The organism is Acinetobacter sp. S40, from assembly GCF_016624705.1.
Lineage (GTDB): Bacteria > Pseudomonadota > Gammaproteobacteria > Pseudomonadales > Moraxellaceae > Acinetobacter.
In genome coordinates, this window is record NZ_JACVTU010000001.1 from 287,017 (window position 1) to 306,051 (window position 19,035).

14 protein-coding genes are annotated in these 19,035 nt (G+C 40.5%); 12 read left to right on the forward strand and 2 right to left on the reverse strand.

All coding sequences use genetic code 11. The features are described from left to right. Positions 1–430 precede the first annotated feature (430 nt). Both gltB and IAE19_RS01320 read left to right on the forward strand, forming a co-directional pair. A complete protein-coding gene (gene gltB, locus IAE19_RS01315; protein ID WP_200459367.1) occupies positions 431–4,912 on the forward strand; it encodes a glutamate synthase large subunit in 4,482 nt (1,493 codons plus the stop codon). A gap of 69 nt (positions 4,913–4,981) precedes the next feature. Beyond that, positions 4,982–6,403 carry an FAD-dependent oxidoreductase gene (locus IAE19_RS01320; protein WP_200459136.1) on the forward strand — a complete coding sequence of 474 codons (1,422 nt, stop codon included), beginning with the start codon at positions 4,982–4,984 and terminating at the stop codon, positions 6,401–6,403. 49 nt (positions 6,404–6,452) lie between these two features. On the opposite strand, the gene IAE19_RS01325 is transcribed toward IAE19_RS01320, so the two are convergent. After that, positions 6,453–7,334, reverse strand: coding sequence for a LysR family transcriptional regulator (locus tag IAE19_RS01325; protein ID WP_200459137.1), 882 nt, complete (start codon positions 7,332–7,334; stop codon positions 6,453–6,455). 192 nt (positions 7,335–7,526) lie between these two features. Here IAE19_RS01325 and IAE19_RS01330 point away from each other — a divergent pair, with 192 nt between their 5' ends. From IAE19_RS01330 to IAE19_RS01375, 10 genes are all read left to right on the forward strand, one after another. Beyond that, positions 7,527–9,272, forward strand: coding sequence for an acyl-CoA dehydrogenase family protein (locus IAE19_RS01330; protein ID WP_200459138.1), 1,746 nt, complete (start codon positions 7,527–7,529; stop codon positions 9,270–9,272). 13 nt (positions 9,273–9,285) lie between these two features. Further along, positions 9,286–10,497 carry a CaiB/BaiF CoA transferase family protein gene (locus IAE19_RS01335; RefSeq protein WP_200459139.1) on the forward strand — a complete coding sequence of 404 codons (1,212 nt, stop codon included), beginning with the start codon at positions 9,286–9,288 and terminating at the stop codon, positions 10,495–10,497. A 163-nt stretch (positions 10,498–10,660) separates the two neighbouring features. Continuing rightward, on the forward strand, positions 10,661–11,995 hold the full coding sequence (locus tag IAE19_RS01340) for an MFS transporter (RefSeq protein WP_200459140.1): 1,335 nt from the start codon (positions 10,661–10,663) through the stop codon (positions 11,993–11,995). A gap of 2 nt (positions 11,996–11,997) precedes the next feature. After that, positions 11,998–12,702, forward strand: a complete 705-nt coding sequence (locus tag IAE19_RS01345; protein WP_200459141.1) for an SDR family oxidoreductase — start codon at positions 11,998–12,000, stop codon at positions 12,700–12,702. Positions 12,703–12,873: 171 nt separating this feature from the next. Beyond that, complete coding sequence (locus IAE19_RS01350) at positions 12,874–13,764, forward strand: metal-dependent hydrolase (protein WP_200459142.1); 891 nt, start codon at positions 12,874–12,876, stop codon at positions 13,762–13,764. A gap of 147 nt (positions 13,765–13,911) precedes the next feature. Further along, positions 13,912–14,502 carry a LemA family protein gene (locus IAE19_RS01355; protein WP_200459143.1) on the forward strand — a complete coding sequence of 197 codons (591 nt, stop codon included), beginning with the start codon at positions 13,912–13,914 and terminating at the stop codon, positions 14,500–14,502. A gap of 24 nt (positions 14,503–14,526) precedes the next feature. Continuing rightward, positions 14,527–15,615 (forward strand): TPM domain-containing protein, encoded by a 1,089-nt coding sequence (locus IAE19_RS01360; RefSeq protein WP_200459144.1) that lies wholly within the window; start codon positions 14,527–14,529, stop codon positions 15,613–15,615. Continuing rightward, positions 15,609–16,169 carry a TPM domain-containing protein gene (locus tag IAE19_RS01365; protein WP_200459145.1) on the forward strand — a complete coding sequence of 187 codons (561 nt, stop codon included), beginning with the start codon at positions 15,609–15,611 and terminating at the stop codon, positions 16,167–16,169. Before IAE19_RS01360 ends, IAE19_RS01365 begins: the two co-directional genes overlap by 7 nt. 204 nt (positions 16,170–16,373) lie before the next feature. After that, entirely contained in the window at positions 16,374–16,811 is a 438-nt protein-coding gene (locus IAE19_RS01370) for a pilin (protein WP_200459146.1), read from the forward strand. Between the two features lie 60 nt (positions 16,812–16,871). Then, positions 16,872–18,539 (forward strand): PglL family O-oligosaccharyltransferase, encoded by a 1,668-nt coding sequence (locus IAE19_RS01375; protein WP_200459147.1) that lies wholly within the window; start codon positions 16,872–16,874, stop codon positions 18,537–18,539. Here IAE19_RS01375 and IAE19_RS16775 read toward each other — a convergent pair. Continuing rightward, positions 18,518–18,934, reverse strand: a complete 417-nt coding sequence (locus tag IAE19_RS16775) for a pilin (RefSeq protein ID WP_320159407.1) — start codon at positions 18,932–18,934, stop codon at positions 18,518–18,520. The two genes, IAE19_RS01375 and IAE19_RS16775, sit on opposite strands and share 22 nt — an antisense overlap. Between the last annotated feature and the right edge of the window lie 101 nt (positions 18,935–19,035).

Consider the following 19,035-nt stretch of genomic DNA (forward strand, 5'->3'; position numbering starts at 1 on the left):
AATGGTGCTTTTTTATTGATAAAAGATTATTATGCACAAATATGGTTCAATAAAAAGATCGTTTTTAAAGCATTACAAAAATATAATAATATTTATTTTTTAAAATTAAATCACTTAGTTAAATAAAATTATTGTTGGCACTTTTTTTGCATTATACATGCGCTAATTGATTACTTTGTCCCTATTTTGGCGCTAAAAAATTCAATTAGCGTGCGAAATCGTCATTTTTCACTGCGTTAAAACAGTGCGAAATAACTCAACACGTTTTTGCCCAGAAAATTACTGCCTTGAAATGCCAAACGGCGTATAGTCAGTGAGTAACGCAGAAATGGATTGTGGAACATTTAGCTTTACGTGAGTAATAGACAACGTCGCAAAGTAAATTGATCGTTTTATGCTCGAAAGAGCCATGTTGAAAGAAGGGTACGCTATGCACTTGCCATCGCCTCATACTGTAGCTCCCGCTCAAGGTTTATATCAACCAGATGAGTTTAAAGATAACTGCGGTTTTGGTCTGATTGCCCATATGAAGGGTCAGTCCAGTCATCATCTTGTTCAGACCGCAATTCACAGTTTAAGCTGTATGACCCATCGTGGTGGTATTGCCGCAGATGGCAAAACGGGAGATGGTTGTGGTTTATTACTGGCTATGCCTAAAGCTTTTTTTCGTGATGAAGCGAAAAAGCTGAGTGATATTACCTTAAGTGAAATTTTTGCTGTGGGTACCGTTTTTTTAAATGTAGATCCAGCATTGGCACTTAATGCCAAAAATACTTTAAATAAAGAAATTGAAGCAGAAGGCTTAAAAGTTCTGGCTTGGCGTGTTGTCCCAACCAATAACGATGTATTGGGTGAAATTGCGCTTCAATCATTGCCTGTGTTTGAACAGATTATTGTCAATTGCCCAATGGGCGTTACTGAAGTTGAATTTAACCGTAAGCTCTTCTTGGCTCGTCGTCGTGCAGAGCAAAAATTATATAATGATAGCTCATTCTATGTAACGACTTTATCGTCAAATGTGATCAGTTATAAGGGCTTAATGATGCCTGCGGCAATTGCCGATTTCTATACTGACCTTGCGGATGAACGTTTAACTTCACATATTGTGGTTTTTCATCAACGTTTCTCAACCAACACATTACCACGCTGGCCTTTAGCGCAACCATTCCGTTATTTGGCGCATAATGGTGAAATTAATACGATTACTGCTAATCGTAACTGGGCTTTAGCGCGTACGCCTAAATTTGAAAATCCATTACTACCGGGTTTAACTGAATTGAATCCAATCGTGAACCGTACTGGGTCGGATTCTTCAAGTTTGGATAACATGTTGGAAATTTTGGTCGGTGGTGGCATGGATTTATTCCGTGCGCTACGTATGTTGGTTCCACCCGCTTGGCAAAACGTTGAAACTTTAGATGCTGACTTACGTGCATTTTATGAGTTTAACTCAAAACACATGGAAGCTTGGGATGGGCCTGCTGGTTTAGTTATTCAGGATGGCCGTCATGCAATCTGTATGCTGGATCGTAACGGTTTGCGTCCTGCGCGTTGGGTCATTACTAAAAATGATTACATCACACTTGCTTCTGAAATTGGGGTATGGGATTACGAACCTGAAGATGTAATTTCTAAAGGTCGTGTAGGTCCTGGTCAAATTCTGGTGGTCGATACATTTACTGGTAAATTACTAGATACCAATGATGTCAGCACTCATCTGAAAAAAATGCGTCCATACCGTGAATGGTTGCGTGAGCATGCCTTACGCTTACAGGCAGATCCTGAGCTTGAAGAAAAATTATCGGAGCAAGGTCTGGTTGGGGATGCCTTAAAAACCGCCCAAAAAATGTTCATGGTAACGTTTGAAGAACGTGATCAGATGTTACGTCCAATCGCTGAAAGTGGTCAGGAAGCAGTTGGCTCAATGGGTGATGATACACCTATGGCGGTGTTATCACGTCAGGTCCGCCATGTTTCTGATTATTTCCGTCAGCAATTTGCACAGGTGACCAATCCACCGATCGACCCATTACGTGAGTCGATTGTCATGTCACTTGAAACTTGTTTGGGCCGTGAACAAAATGTTTTTGAGCAAGGACCTGAGCATGCAGATCGTCTGATTATTTCAAGTCCAGTGCTTTCCAATTCTAAAATGCATCAATTGCGCAATTTAAACCGTACTGGTTATGAAATTGCAGAAATTGATCTGAATTATCGTGAAGAAGAAGGCTTACAAGCTGCGATCAATCGTATTTGTGAAGAATCTGCACAAGCAATCCGTGATGGTCAAACTTTATTGATTCTTTCTGATAAAAATTTAAGTCAGGGACATTTACCAGCCAATGCTGCGTTGGCAACTGGTGCAGTACATCATCATTTGATTCAGACGGGTTTGCGTACAGATGCCAACATTATTGTTGAAACTGGTGTGGCACGTGATGCCCATCAATTTGCAGTATTGCTCGGTTTTGGTGCAACGGCGGTTTATCCTTACCTTGCCTATGATGTGATCAATGATTTGATTGCAAAAGGTGAGTTATTGGGAGATCCAGTACACGCCCAAGCGAACTTCCGTAAAGGTATTGATAAAGGCTTGTTGAAAGTTCTCTCTAAAATGGGGATTTCAACAGTTGCTTCTTATCGTGGTGGGCAGTTGTTTGAGGCGGTGGGCTTATCTTCTGAAGTGGTTTCAAAATGCTTTACGGGTGTACCAAGCCGTATTCAGGGTGCAACTTTTGTTGACCTTGAAAATGATCAGAAAAAATTGGCTGATTTGGCATGGAAAGCACGTAAGCCGATTGATCAGGGGGGTATGCTGAAGTTCGTATTTGGCAAGGAATATCATGCTTTTAACCCGGATGTAATCAATGCTTTACATAAAGCAGTACGTTCAGGCAACTATGCTGACTTTAAAGAATATGCTGAATTGGTAAATAGTCGCCCAATCGCCACGATTCGTGATTTATTCAAGTTAAAAACGACTGATTCAATTCCAGTTGAACAAGTTGAATCAGTTGAGGCGATTTTACCTCGTTTTGACTCTGCGGGTATGTCATTAGGCGCATTATCACCAGAAGCTCATGAAGCGATTGCGATTGCTATGAACACCATTGGTGGTCGTTCGAACTCAGGTGAGGGCGGTGAAGATCCAGCGCGTTACGGTACAATTCGTAACTCGAAAATTAAGCAGATCGCATCGGGCCGTTTTGGTGTAACGCCAGCATATTTGACTTCTGCGGAAGTATTGCAGATTAAAGTCGCGCAGGGTGCTAAACCGGGTGAAGGTGGTCAATTACCGGGCGGTAAAGTAAATGGACTAATTGCACGTTTACGTTATTCAGTTCCGGGTGTGACGCTTATTTCTCCACCACCGCATCATGATATTTACTCGATTGAGGATCTATCACAGTTGATTTTTGACTTGAAACAAGTCAATCCTCAAGCCATGGTTTCAGTGAAATTAGTATCTGAACCAGGTGTAGGAACAATTGCAGCAGGTGTTGCTAAAGCTTACGCTGACTTCATTACCATTTCTGGTTATGACGGTGGTACAGCGGCTTCTCCACTTTCATCTATCCACCATGCGGGTTCACCATGGGAATTGGGTCTGTCTGAAGCACATCAAGCTCTTCGCGTGAATGACCTACGTGGTAAAGTCCGTGTACAAACCGATGGTGGTTTGAAAACTGGTCTGGATGTCGTAAAAGCAGCGATTTTGGGTGCAGAAAGTTTTGGTTTTGGTTCAACGCCAATGATTGCACTGGGCTGTAAATACTTGCGGATCTGCCATTTGAATAACTGTGCTACGGGTGTTGCAACTCAACAAGACAAACTGCGTCAGGATCATTACATTGGTGAACCTGAAATGCTCATCAATTTCTTCCATTTTATTGCGGAAGAAACTCGTGAGTGGCTCGCTGCATTAGGTGTTGCCTCCCTTAAAGATTTGATTGGCCGGGTGGATTTACTTGAAGTGTTACCGGGTGAAACCGATAAGCATGCTCATCTTGATTTGACACCATTGTTACAGTCACATCCTGCAGCAGAAGGTAAAGCGCAGTACTGCGAAGTTCAAGGTAATGAGCCATTCGATAAAGGCTTGTTGGCTGAGCGTATGGTAGAAGAAATGCTTCCAGCCATTGAAGCCGGTACAGGTGGCGAATTCAATTTTGCAGTCGGTAACTGTGATCGTTCAATTGGTGCACGTATTTCAGGTGAAATTGCACGCCGTTATGGCAATCTGGACATGGAATCTCATCCAGTCATCATGAACCTGAAAGGAACCGCAGGCCAATCATTGGGTGTGTGGAATGCAGGCGGCTTGCATATTAAACTTGAAGGTGATGCTAACGACTATGTGGGTAAAGGTATGGCAGGTGGACGAGTCTCAATCTTCCCACCAAAAGGTTCGCCATTCCAGACTCAACATACTGCGATTATTGGTAACACCTGTATGTATGGTGCAACTGGCGGTAAATTATTTGCTGCGGGTACGGCGGGCGAACGATTTGCAGTACGTAACTCAGGTGCCTTTGCTGTGATTGAAGGTGCAGGCGATCACTGTTGTGAATACATGACGGGTGGTATTGTGACTGTGCTTGGTAAGGTGGGTCATAACTTCGGTGCTGGTATGACAGGTGGTTTTGCTTATGTACTCGATCTGGATAATGACTTTGTCGATTATTACAATCATGAATTGATTGACCTGACTCGTATTTCTACAGAGTCGATGGAAGAACATCAACAATTCTTGCTTCGTATTCTAGATGAACACATTAAAGAAACAGGTAGTGCTTGGGCCTATAAGATCCGCAATGAGTTTGATTTTTACAGTCGGAAGTTCTGGCTTGTAAAACCAAAAGCTGCTAATTTGCTCACGCTTTTGAAAGCCACTCAAGCTGATCCTCAATAATTCCACTACTGCATATACATAGGCAGGTGCAGGTAACAGCGAACTCTGCACCTACCCACGGAGAGAGACATGGCAGAACGCCTCAATAATGACTTTCAGTTTCTGGATGTAGCACGCCAAGACCCAGAGAAAAAAGATATTACTGTCCGCAAAGCAGAATTTGTGGAAATTTATAAGCCTTTTACCGCAGATGTCGCCGCCAATCAGACACATCGTTGTCTGGCATGTGGTAACCCGTATTGTGAGTGGAAATGCCCCGTGCATAACTACATTCCAAACTGGTTGAAACTGATTGCTGAGGGTCAGATTTTTCAAGCAGCAGAGCTTTGCCACCAAACCAATACTTTGCCAGAGGTCTGTGGTCGTGTTTGTCCACAAGACCGTTTGTGTGAAGGGGCGTGTACGCTTAATGACGGTTTTGGTGCAGTCACCATTGGTAATGCTGAAAAATATATCAATGATACCGCTTTTGCACTGGGCTGGCGTCCAGATATGTCGCATGTAAAATGGACAGACAAAAAAGTGGCGATTATTGGAGCTGGGCCGGCTGGTTTAGGTTGTGCAGATATTCTGGCACGTAATGGGGTTAAACCTGTTATTTTTGACAAACGTCCTGAAATTGGTGGTTTGTTAACTTTTGGTATTCCTGAATTTAAAATGGAAAAAGATGTCATGAAACGTCGCCGTGAAATATTCACTGGCATGGGCATGGAATTCCGTTTAAATACTGAAATTGGTACAGATATTACCATTGAGCAATTGCTTCAAGAATATGATGCAGTTTTCATGGGAATGGGAACGTATACCTATATGAAGGGCGGTTTCCCGGGCGAAGATCTGGAAGGTGTTTACGATGCACTCGATTTCCTGATTGCCAATGTAAACCGGTGTCAGGGCTGGGAAAAAGATGCCAGCGAATACATCAGTGTTGAAGGCAAAAAAGTTATCGTACTCGGGGGCGGTGATACCGCGATGGACTGTAACCGTACCTCGATTCGTCAGGGCGCTGAACAAGTGACATGTGCCTATCGTCGTGATGAAGCCAACATGCCGGGTTCACGTCGTGAAGTGAAAAATGCGCGTGAAGAAGGAGTTAACTTCCTGTTTAATCGCCAGCCGATCGAAGTTGTTGGTGAAAATGGTAAAGTGACTGGGGTTAAAGTCGTTACTACCCAATTGGGTGAACCTGATAGTCGTGGTCGTCGTAGTCCTGAACCGATTCCAGGTTCTGAAGAAGTATTGGCAGCTGATGCTGTTCTACTGGCATTTGGTTTCCGTCCAAGTCCAGCAGACTGGTTTGCAGGAGTGAATATTGGCTTAGACGGTTCTGGTCGTGTCGTTGCTCCAGAACAGCAACAATATAAATTCCAGACATCTAACCCGAAAATTTTTGCGGGTGGTGATATGGTGCGTGGTTCTGACCTTGTAGTGACTGCAATCTGGGAAGGTCGTGAGGCCGCAGAAGGCATTCTGGATTATCTTGATATTTAAAATCTAGATATTCAAAAAGCTAGTTTAAGCCCGCAATAATGCGGGCTTTTTATTGAGGAGCAAAAGACAGAAGTTTTAGAAAATTATCGAGCAAAATAGAGGTGTTGTGTCGGTTCCAGATACAATGGGTTTCTGACAAAATTTGATTGTTCTCAATCTCAATAAATCGTGCATGATCTTTTTTTAAGGATTGCATGGATTTAGGTACCAGAGCAATTCCTAAGCCTAGTTCTACAAACTCTACTATGGTTAACCAATTACGTACTTCATGCATGAGATTCGGACTAAAACCTGCATTGACACAAATTGCGGTAATTTGATCATGATAATAAGGAGAAACCGCGCGTGGAAATAAAATGAATGGCTCATGTTGTAAAAGCTTGAGATCAATACTGTCTTGGGTTGCTAAAGGATGTGATTTGGGTATACAACAGACAAACTCTTCAGCCAGAAATAAACGATGTGCAATTTGTTCAGCAGGATTAAGTGTATGCACAAAACCCAAATTAATTTGTTCCTGTTTTATGGCCTGAAATTGCTCATAAGAGTTAAGTTCTTTGAGGCTAACATCGACTTGGGGGTATTGTTGTTGAAATTGGGAAATATAGTGGTGAAGACCACGAAATAAAGTGGAGCTGGTAAACCCAATTCGTAAATGTCCAATCATTCCTTGCGCGACACGCTCGCCAATGTGCTGCATTTCGTCGGCATGTTTGAGTAACATTAATGCTTCGCGATAAAACAAAGCACCTGCATCTGTAAGAGCCACATTCTTATTATTTCGCACAAATAGCGCAAAGCCTAAATTAGATTCCAATTGTTGAATGCTGATACTGAGCGGCGGTTGTGAAATATGTAAACGTTGCGCTGCACGACCAAAATGTAGTTCTTCTGCGACAGTGACAAAATAGCGTAATTGTTTAAGATTCATTGGATTATCCTGATTTTCTATCGACCATCTATCCTGATGCGGAATTTAATAGAACGCTTAATCCTCACAATTAAAACATATCTTCGATATTTTTTTTAAATCAAACCATGCAAATAATATATTTTACACCGTATTGCTCACTCTCTAAGCTGATTTAAATCAAGGAAAATAGTCCTAAAACACGGAGTGAGTATGGTCAGCTTGAATGTCATTCATCAATTGGAAGCCGATAATAATATTCCAGATCGTCATGGACAGAATTTTTTTAATCAAGATCCAGTCTTTAGAAAACTGCTACAAATTTATTTGCCGAATAAGCTTTATCAGCATTTATTGCCTCATTTGGAACAGCTTGGCGCTGATGTTGGTGGTAATCTAGATAGTTTGGCTTTAAGTGCAGATAAAAATCCGCCCACCTTGCAATACCGTAATCGTCGTGGCTTTAATGAACAAAAAGTCAGAAAACATCCTGATTACATCGCGCTAGAGAAAAAAGCCTATATCGATTTAGGTCTCGCCAGTATGTCGCATAAGAAAGGCATATTGGGTTGGCCAGAAGTAATGCCGCCAATGGCGAAATATGCGTTAACTTATCTTTTTGTACAGGCAGAATTCGGTCTATGTTGTCCAGTCAGCATGACTGACTCCTTAACCCATACCATGTGTAAATATGCAGCCCCAGAAATTATAGAAAAATATCTACCTAATTTGCTGACCTCAGATTTTGATCATTTAACTCAGGGTGCCATGTTTATGACAGAACAGGGCGCAGGTTCTGATGTATCAGGAATTACCACGCTCGCGACGCAAAAAGAAGGTGAATGGTTTTTAACGGGAGACAAATGGTTTTGTTCTAATCCTGATGCTGGGCTTGCAATGGTATTGGCACATGTTGAAGGGGCTCCACAAGGCATGAAAGGACTGGGGCTATTTCTTATGCCAAAATTTCTAGACAATGGTTGCCATAATCATTATCAGATTTTGCGACTAAAAGATAAGTTGGGAACGCGCTCGATGGCCAGTGGTGAAATTTCACTACAAGGTGCCAAAGCCTATTTGTTGGGAGAGATAGGGCGTGGTTTTCAGCAAATGGCCGATATGATTAATTTATCACGGTTGTCTAATGGTGTTCGTGCCGCAGGCCTAATGCGACGTGCAGTCGGTGAGGCTCTATATATTTGTCAAAACCGTCAGGCTTTTGGTCAATATTTACAGGATTTACCTTTGCAGCGTAAGCAACTGTTAAAAATGATGTTACCAAGCGAACAGGCACGCACAATGATGCTGCATACCGCACGTTTATTGCATGCCTCTAAAGCGGGAGATGAACAAGCGGCAAGCTGTGTACGTATTTTGACACCTTTAATTAAATTTAGAGCTTGCCGTGATGCGCGCAAAGTCACGGGTGATGCCATGGAAGTGCGTGGTGGTTGTGGTTATATCGAAGAATGGTCAGACCCTCGTATTTTGCGTGATGCACATCTAGGTTCAATATGGGAAGGTACCAGTAATATTGTGGCACTTGATGTAATTCGCGCTGCACAGCGAGCTAAAGCACTGGCTTCGCTAAAACCCTATCTTTTACAGTTACTCAAAGATCAAAACATTCCTGAAATGAGCCGTCAGCTTTTGACTCAGAAACTTGAGCAAGTTGAAGTCCTCATTAACTCGATTATTAATGAGAAAAATGAGGCAGATACCCGTAAAGCAGCTTCTGCACTGTATCACATCACAACCGCCATCATGATGGCATGGGAGTCGGTACAGATTGAAAAACATTGGCAGCGTTTGGCTTGGGCGCATCTGGTGGTGAAATTCAAACTCAGTGCCATCGATCCTTTACAGGCTGATCATACCCACCAGCATGAAAATGTTGAAAGTCTACTCATTCAACACAGTGAATTAACACTCGAACAAGCGATGTCGATTTTAAATTAAGGAGCATTCAAGGATGAATATCAATACGGGCGCCTTAAGAGGCATAAAAATACTCGATTTAAGTCGTGTATTGGGCGGACCATTTTCTGCACAAGTACTGGCTGATCATGGTGCGGAAGTAATTAAAGTTGAACCGCCACAAAAAGATGAAACTCGTTTTTGGGGACCTCCATTTCGTCAAGACAGCGCTGCTTATTTTTCTGGAATTAACCGTAATAAACAAGGAATTTCAATTGATTTAACTCAGCCAGAAGGGCGAAAAATTTTACTCAAATTGCTCGATGATGCAGATGTAATGATTGAGAACTTTAAAATTGGAACGTTGGAAAAATGGGGATTAGGCTTTGATGAGGTACTTTCTAAACAATTTCCGCGATTGATTCATTGCCGCATTACAGGCTTTGGTGCAGATGGGCCTTTAGGTGGTTTACCAGGCTACGATTCAGTTATACAAGCTATTTCAGGCATCATGAGTGTCAATGGTGATGCTGAAGGTGAACCATTGCGCGTGGGTTTGCCCGTGGTCGATATGGTCACTGGTCTGAATGCGGTCATTGGTATTTTATTGGCTTTACAGGCACGACAAGTGTCGGGACGAGGGCAGTTCGTTGAGGCCGCGTTATTTGATACAGGCGTGTCGTTGCTACATCCGCATATTCCAAATTATGTATGGTCAGGCACAGTCCCACAGCGAACAGGCAATGCTCATCCTAACATTACGCCTTACGATGCTTACCAAACCAAAACTAGCCCGATTTATATTGCGGTGGGTAATAATCAGCAATTTGCCAAACTTTGTCAGCAACTTGATCTCACTGAATTAATGCACGATCCAAGGTTTATCGATAATGCCTCACGCTGTCAAAACCGCAAAGTATTTAAGCAGATTTTGGAACAACGTCTGGCCGAGTGTGATGGTGATCGTTTGGCATATGACTTGATTCAGTCGGGTGTGCCATGTGGTCCTATTTTAAACGTTGCTGAAATTGTGAAACATCCTCATACCTTACATCGCAATATGGTCGTGGCGATTGGTGATGAATATCAGGGTATTGGTTCGCCTATAAAACTCAGTCAAACCCCCGCCAGTTATCGTCAGGCCCCCCCGGCTTTTGCTGAGCATACGATTCAAGTTTTGCAGCAAAAAGGGTTTAGTGATGAGCAAATCGAGTTGTTAATAGAACAGGGTATTATTTCTCAGCAAGTTATAAGTGCGCCTGCATAAAGGTCAAGAGTAACCGAAGTTTAGAATGAATCAGTACTGAAATTCAGATGATTAAAATGGACAACTATATATGTAGGCAGTAAGGACAACTGTAACAACGATTCAAATGAAAAATGATTTTAGATCGTTGGGGTAAATACTTGCTGTCGGGAGACAGAAAAAGATGATGGAACATGTCAGCGAATTAGAAAAAACTCGGGCGGCAAAGAAAGCAGGAATGGCTTCTTTTGTTGGGACTACTATTGAATGGTATGACTTTTACGCTTATAGCACCGCTGCGGCGTTGGTTTTTGGAAAAATCTTTTTTCCTTCAACCAGCACTGCAACAGGAACTTTGGCAGCATTTGCAACCTTTTGGATTGGTTTTTTAGCACGCCCCTTAGGCGGGATGATCTTTGGACATTTGGGTGATCGGATTGGACGTAAGAAAACCCTGATCACCACATTGATGTTGATGGGTGTTTGTACCACTGCGATTGGTTTGTTGCCTACCTATAACAGCATTGGAATTGCTGCGCCCATTTTATTGATCTTGTTACGCTTAATTCAGGGTGTTGCCATGGGCGGAGAATGGGGTGGTGCTGTGGTGCTGTCTGCGGAACATGCACCCAAAGGTAAGGAATTGCTATATTCAGCTTTTGCACAGCAAGGCTCACCGGTTGGAAATTTACTCGCCACGTTTGTCTTTTTTATGTTTTCATTTTTACCAGATGAACAGTTTTTAAGTTGGGGCTGGCGTGTTCCATTTTTATTTTCTGCTTTATTGGTCGTAACAGGTTTATGGATCCGTTTGGGGGTAGAAGAATCTCCAATTATGAAACAATTGCAAAGCAGTAAAACTTTGGTCAAAGTGCCACTCAAAGAGGTTTTTGCCAAATATAAAGTTATGGTCGCGCTGGGTATGGGGGCATGTATCATTGGCTTATCGGCGACCTATTTTAAAACAACTTTTGCTTTATCGTGGGCCGTAAATGAAATCGGTTTTACCCGTTCGGATTTTCTCGGCATTATTACCATTGCTCTCATTACACAAGTGATTTTTCAGCCTTTTGGAGCCATTATTGCTTCCAAAATTAATCTAAAGAAAGCCATTATTTTTATTTTATTGCCTGAAGTGATTTTATTACCTCTGGCTTTTCTATTAATTGCGACTAAATCCTATGCATGGGCCGCTTTTGGTATGGCCATTGCGACGATTCCACATTCCATGTATTACTCGTTTTTGGGTGGTATTTTAGTAAAAGCCTTTCCAGCCAATGTGCGTTATACAGGTATTTCCATGAGTTATCAGTTGTGTGGAATGATCTTTGCGGGTTCAACACCGATTGTGGCTCAGTTCTTGTTAAACCAAACGGGTTCTATTATTGCAGTGATTGTATTGGCATTGGTTCATGTCGTGGTCAGCATGGTATGTGCGGTTTATCTGATTTCACGCTATGAAGCAGTGCAACGCACTTTTGCGCTTGAGACAAACTCATTGGCACACGATAAGGGATAAGCATGCATAATAAACAACGTATTCTAATTACAGGCGGTGGCTCTGGTATTGGAGCCGCCATTGCTGCTCAATGCCGTGCCAATGGTCATCAAGTTATTGTACTGGATCAAAAAAATGCCGATTATGAAGTAGATTTGTCCAATGTAGAGCAAACCCAAAAGGCGTTGGCTGATATTTTAGCCGAAGGTGGGATTACAGGCTTAGTCAATAATGTGGGGATGGTTAAACCTGCAAGTATTGAACAACAAACTCTGGATGAGTTTGATCAAGTTCTGGCTTTAAATACTCGCTGTGCTTTGCAATGCATGCAAGCCGTTATTCCACAGATGAAACAGCAGCAGTTTGGACGTATTGTGAATATCTCATCACGGGCGGCGTTAGGTAAAACTTTTCGTACAGCCTACGCTTCTAGTAAAGCAGCCTTGATTGGACTTACTAGAGTGGCAGCTCTAGAGTTGGGTGTTTATGGCATTACTGTGAATGCGATTGGTCCGGGTCCAATCGAAACAGAACTTTTTAAACAAGCAAACCCAAAAGATGCACCGCAAACTCAACAAATTTTAAATAGTGTACCCGTTAAGCGGTTTGGTCAGCCTGAAGATATTGCTTATGCCTGTGATTTTTTTCTCAATGAAAAGTCAGGATTTATTACAGGGCAAATTTTATACGTCTGTGGGGGGATGACGGTGGGAGTTAATGCCATTTAATTCAGTCAAATTCTGAAAGCTTTTGGATGAAAATGATTAATTTTGAAGTGCTTTGACAATGGGCAATTTGCCAAAATGAGCATTTTGGCAAATTGCTGAGTTTTTATGCAATATACAAATGTATAGAAATCTCTAATACTGATTTTTTAGTTGTATTCTTGAGGAATCCCCATGAGCTTATCTCAAGTGACGAAAGAAAAATCATATTTAAATCGTCCTAAAGCGCTTGGTATTACGGTACGTCGATTGCAATTTCACCCTGAAAAAATTAAACGGCATTATTTTGCTAACTCACCTGTAATGTCTCATTTACTGACCGCTTTGTCTTCGACTTTTCCTGTCGGTGAGCAATTCTTTGTAAACAGTGTGCGTAACGTTCGGGATAAAGTTACAGATCCGCAGTTACAAGCCCAAATTGCTGCATTTATTGGGCAGGAAGCCATGCATTCCAAAGCACATAGTGAGTTTAATGATGCATGGCGACGTGACGACTATAATCTAGATCGTTTTCAGGCATGGTTGAAAAAGCGTGATGACATCCTACGAGGAATTCATCCTAAACTACAACTGGCTTTAACCTGTGCCTTTGAACACTTTACTGCACTATTAGGTGGTTATATTTTGCGTCATCCTGAAGTATTGAGCACACTGGATGAAGATGCGATGAAACTTTGGGTCTGGCATGCAATTGAAGAAATTGAGCATCGTTCTGTAGCTTTTGACGTTTATCAGGCCGTGTATGGTGATGATCGTATTCGCCGGTTGCTGATGCGCAGTGTCACCACGGGTTTTGCTAGTTTAACGCTTTATTCAACGACACGTTTATTCTGGCAGGACAAACGGAGTAGCTTGCCTAAAATTGGCGGCAATTTATTTGGATTTTATTTGTTAGGGAAAATGTTTATTCAATTAGTGCCTGAATATTTATCCTATTACAAATCTGACTTCCATCCAGCAGAACATGACTACAGCAAGATTGTGCAATACTGGAAAGAGAAGATGGCAGATGAATATCAAATGGAAAGCTTTCAGGAAGAACTTGTACCGAGACTATATAGTTAAGCTGATTAACTGCGGATTCATGATTCATTTAAACGGACTTAATGTCCGTTTTTTTATGGTGTAAAGAAAAGAAACAAACACTGCTTTCATTCCTCGCTAAAATGCAATCATGTAAAAAATTCCAAGAAATACTAAGAGGATATCATCATGAATCTTTTAAAAAAAACCGCAGTTGCCACCTTGCTCGCCAGTACTTTAGTATTTTCTGGCTGTGGTTATAACACTTTGCAGGCCAAAGATGAGGCTGTGACTGCATCATGGTCAGAAGTGCAAAACCAATACCAACGCCGTGCTGATTTAGTGCCTAACCTAGTGAATGTGGTTAAAGGCTATGCTAAACATGAAGAACAAGTATTAACCGAAGTTACTCAGGCACGTTCCAATGTCGCGGGTCTTAAGGTGGATCAAAGCGTATTAGAAAATCCTGAATTATTTAAAAAATATCAGGAAGCGCAAAGTCAGTTAACGGGCTCATTGTCACGTTTAATCGCTGTATCTGAGAATTATCCTGACCTGAAAGCCAATGAACAATTCCGTGATCTGCAAGCCCAGCTTGAAGGCACAGAAAACCGTATTGCGGTGGCACGTAACCGTTATATCACTACCGTTCAGGACTACAATACCTATGTGCGTCAGTTCCCACAAGTGATGACAGCAAAAGTGATTGGCATGCATGAAAAACCAAACTTCAGTGCCGATGCAGGCGCAGAAAAAGCACCGACGGTTTCGTTTAACTAAACCCTCTAAAAAATAGGTGCTGTGATGATCAAAACTGTCATGCTGGAAATGCAGAGTAGCTGGAAAAAAGCGATTCTCATGATGCTATGTTGTTGCAGTTTACTGCTCTCGACCACGGTCTGGAGCGAAGTTGCTACTGCGCAGGATTCGGATGACGGTGACACCATCATCGCAGGCAAGATCATTCAACAGCAACAGCAGGAACAAAAGTCTCCTGCATCTGCCTCGCAAAGCTCGACCACGGTTCAACAGCCCGAAATTGCCAATGATATGGCTGAAGGCGAATCGATTCGAGGACTACCAAGTATGAATGAGCCAGTGATTGATCAGGCGAATCTACTCACAGCAGAACAGAAACAGACCATTTCACAGCAAATTCTGAAGCTTTATCAGCAGGACAAGGCACAAATTGGTATTGTTATTGTTCCAACCACAGGACAGGAAGATATCTTTGACTATGCCATGCGCGTCGGAGAAAAATGGCAATTAGGGTCAGCCAAACGTGATAATGGCTTATTGATGACGATTGCAGTTAATGATCGGCGCATTCAGATTTTGACAGGTTATGGTCTAGAAGGAGTGATCCCTGATATTGTGGCCAGTCGAATTATTCGAAATCAAATCACACCCTATTTTAAACAAGGACAATACGCACAAGGCATACAATCGGGTTTAAATGAAATTGAACGTGTCCTTAACCTTGATCCTGAAATTGCTCAACATGCGGCAGATGACTTAAAAGAACGTCAGGCGCAAGCCTTGCATGAGCAGCAGGCACGATCACAAATGCTAGTCTATTCACTGATTATCATTGTGGTTGGTGTATTTGCTTCGTTTATCGTAGGAAATCGTGTCAGTGCAGCAACGGCTGGCGTGGCAGGAATAGCAGCAGGACTGGTCAGTGGCGTGGGGTTGGTCACAAGCATTTTAGCAGGCGTGGGGATCTTCTTCTTATTGATTACCTCACTGGCCCAACTGATCTTGCAAATCTTTGCTTCTGGCGGCGGTGGACGTGGTGGTGGAGGTTTCGGCGGGGGTGGCTTTGGAGGCGGTGGCGGCTATAGTGGCGGCGGTGGTAGCTTTGGTGGTGGGGGAGCATCAGGATCATGGTAACGAAAACAGATACGACACAAATTATTACCCAGCCAAAACTGGATGAAAACGCACAGCCAAGTTTTAAACGATGGTTGAAACATGCTTTTTATTTTTCAGCCAGTAAACACTTATTTTCAAAACAGGATCAACTGGCAATTACAAATGCAGTCAAACAGGCAGAACATGGTCATGTTGGCGAAATACAGGTAGTGATCGAAGGGCATATTCCGTGTTCGCAGGCTTATTATCAAAATACCCGCCGCCGTGCGGAACAGCTTTTTGGCGAGCTAGGCGTATGGGATACTGAATATAATAGTGGGATATTGTTGTACCTAAACTTGTGCGAGCGTCAGGTCGAAATTGTGATTGATCGGGGTATTTGTGCATTGACCCATGAAACTGAGTGGCAGGCGATTTGTCTGCATATCGTGGCTGAACTTAAAGCAAAAAATTACCGACAAGCGGTCATCAATGGCGTATTGGAAATCGGGGAAATTTTAGATCGATTTTATGATAAACAGATCACGGATAGTACGGATGAGCTGGATAATTCACCAATTATTTTAAATTAATGAGAAATATCTGAAATGCTTTAAAGTGACACTATTTGTCACTTTTTTCTTATTTGGATACCTAAAAAAACAGAAGCAAAAAAAACTTTTTATAAACTACTGTTTTTTCTTTTGAAATGATTATAATCAGAGTTGGCATATTTTATGCTCCTATAAATTAGCTTACAAAGCTTTATAAAAAATACACAATTCGTGGAGAATGTTATGAACGCACAAAAAGGTTTTACCTTAATTGAATTGATGATCGTTGTGGCGATCATTGGTATTTTGGCAGCAATTGCGATTCCTGCTTATCAGAACTATACAGCTAAATCGCAAGTAGCAGCAGGTTTAGCGGAGATTACTCCAGGAAAAACTAATGCTGAGGCGCAATTAGCTGAAGGTGTTTCCGCGGCTCTTACAACAGCTTCAAGTATTGGTTTAACAGCTTCAAGTCGTTGTAATTATACAGTTTCGATTAGTTCTAGTGCTAAATCAATAATTACGTGTGAATTGAAAGGTACTAAATCGATAGAAGGAAAGCACATCCAGTGGACTCGTGAAGCAGACACAAATAGCGAGATTAAACCGTGGGTCTGTGGTACTGACGTTGATACTAAATTTGCGCCAAAAACTTGTACTGGAACTTACTCTGCTTCTTAGAATCTTATAGTTTATAGAAGGGTACGGGTAACTATATAAAAGTTATCCGTATTTTAAATAATGACTTTAAATAAAAAAATTATAGTTATTATAGTGGCTGGATTATATATTGTTTTATTTTTAAATCCTGCACATTACCGTCCTTGGGCTGGATTTTTATCAGAGTTTCTTGCTTTTATTTCTTTATTAGTTCTTTTTTTTATATTTTTAAACAAAAAAATATTAGTGCCAAAACTATTAATTCCAATTTTTTTGATAGCATTAATTCCTATATTTCAATTTTTTTCGGGTCAAATTTACTATTTTCAAAAAGCTATACTTGCAAGTATTTATATCTTTAGTTTTTGCATCGCATGTTCAATGACTTATACGATTTGTGATAAAGATATAGAATCAAGTAAAAAGGTGATGCAGTTAATATCTATAACCTTTATGATTGCAGGTATGCTTTCTGCATACATCGCGATTATACAATGGTTAGGTCTTGTTCATGATTCAGAATATATTTTAAATCTTGTGGGGAATCGACCTTATGCAAATATGGCTCAACCCAATCACTTAGCGACATTACTTACTTTAAGTTTACTTTCTTGTCTATATCTTTTTGAACAGAAGAAAAATACTTTGTTTTTATTAATTATAAGTATTATTTTAATATTTACTATCGCTCTTACCCAATCAAGGACAACATGGTTAGTTAGTCTTTTTATTTTAATATTTTATTGGGTTAAATCAAAAAGTATTCAATTCAGGCTTCCAAAAAACAAAATTTTAATCTGGTTTTTAACCTATGTTTTTATTATATTTTCTTTACCCACACTTAATTATTTTTTAGGGTTTTATTATAATATTAGTCAAACAAATACTGTAGTTGAACGTGCATCTTCTGGCTATTTGCGATTACAAATCTGGGATCAAATGCTTCACGCTATTATACAGAAACCTATATGGGGTTACGGCTGGAATCAGACTACTGCTGCACAATACTCTGTTATTGATCAGGTTTATGGACATGAATGGGCTTCGAGCGCACATAATATTATACTAGATATTATTGTATGGTGTGGTTTACCTATGGGATTAATAATTACTGGTTATCTTTTTTATATTTATTTTACTTTTCTCATCAGGTCAAAATCTAGTGAAACCATTGTTGCTACACTTATGATTTCAGCTGTGGTAATCCATTCACTTTTGGAATATCCACTTTATTATTCATACTTTCTTTTACCAGTAGGATTATTATGTGGAGTGATTTTATCAGAAACATCACATAAGTCTTTAAAAATTCCTTTATTATTTAACTGGGTTTTAATTGTTTTTAGCTTTTTCGGGATTGGCTATATATTTACTGAATATAATAAAATTTCTGATAATATGATTGCAGCAAATACACATGAGATGAATGATTTAAAAACAGAGTTAGTTTTACCGTATCCCATTCCTTTTTTTGATATGTTTAATGCAAGGGCACAATGGATTGCTCTATACCCTTATTCAAAAGTAAGTCACCAAGAATTAAATCAAATAAGAAAAATGGTGCAAACTTATCTAACGCCTTATGATTTGCATAAATTTGCAAAATTATTAGCCTTTAATGGTCATAAAGAAGAAGCAATAAGGCAGTTAACTATTTTAAAAATTATGTATAATCAAAACTATAGTTATGAAAGTCTATTTGTAAAGGAAACTTCTGTCAAAAAGTCCTATTCAGTAGCTAAACAATAAGAAGGAACATGCATTGTTGGAATGCCAACGGTATGACATACATACTTTCCCTCTTGTGTTCTAGTCAAACTAATTTCTGCATCATTACCTAATCCAGTTTTGTTCTTTAATTTACAAGAAATAGCCTTATTGATTTCTCCATTCTGTTGATCGTAACTTTTCAAAATTAGACATAACATTGTTTCTTGAATGGGGGAACTAATAGGTAAACTGGCGGAGTATTGAGTATTGACTTCTAATTCGTATTCTACCCTTTGACTTGATATTTCTTGAAATGCCCCTTTTAATCGTGTCGAGATCATATAGGATTGATATAAGGGGATAGCAATAGAAATTAAGATACTGATAATAGCGATTACAATCATTAGCTCAATTAAAGTAAAACCTTTAGACATTTTGATTTCCTCTTTTTAATTTCGGTTACAAAAATCATGCCTAAAATAATTTTCATATAATTCAATTGGTTATTTCAGGTTTGTAAAATTTTGTTTAAAAA